Below are 554 nucleotides of genomic sequence, written 5' to 3' on the forward strand. Positions count from 1 at the left end.
GGTGTGCTCGCGCAAGTGCAGGCGGCGCTCGGTGAGCGCGCGTGGCACGTGTTCGGCGGCATCGAGCCGAATCCCACTTACGAAACGCTGATGGAAGCGGTTGCGCTCGCCCGTGAGAAGAACATCGATTTTCTGCTGGCGGTGGGCGGCGGTTCGGTGATCGACGGCACCAAGTTCATCGCTGCCGCAGTGAAGTTCGACGGCGAACCGTGGGACATTCTCGCGAAGCAGGCCGAGATACGCGACGCGATGCCGTTCGGCAGCGTGCTGACGCTGCCCGCCACCGGTTCGGAGATGAACAACGGCGGCGTCATCAGCCACCGCGCGAAGGGCGACAAGCTGCCGTTCCGTAGCGAGGCGACCTATCCGGTCTTCTCGGTGCTCGATCCGACCACGACCTACTCGTTGCCGCCGCGGCAGATTGCCAACGGTGTCGTCGATGCGTTCGTTCATATCGTCGAGCAGTACCTGACCTACCCGGTGGACGCCAGGGTACAGGACCGGTTCGCTGAAGGCCTGCTGATCACGCTGACTGAAGTCGGCCCGCAAGCGCT

1 protein-coding gene is annotated in these 554 nt (G+C 64.3%); it reads left to right on the forward strand.

From position 1 onward, the window contains the following. On the forward strand, positions 1 to 554 hold a 554-nt coding region (locus PQR42_RS45625), incomplete at both ends, for an iron-containing alcohol dehydrogenase (RefSeq protein WP_408496127.1).

This window comes from Paraburkholderia sediminicola (genome assembly GCF_046027355.1).
GTDB lineage: Bacteria > Pseudomonadota > Gammaproteobacteria > Burkholderiales > Burkholderiaceae > Paraburkholderia > Paraburkholderia sediminicola_B.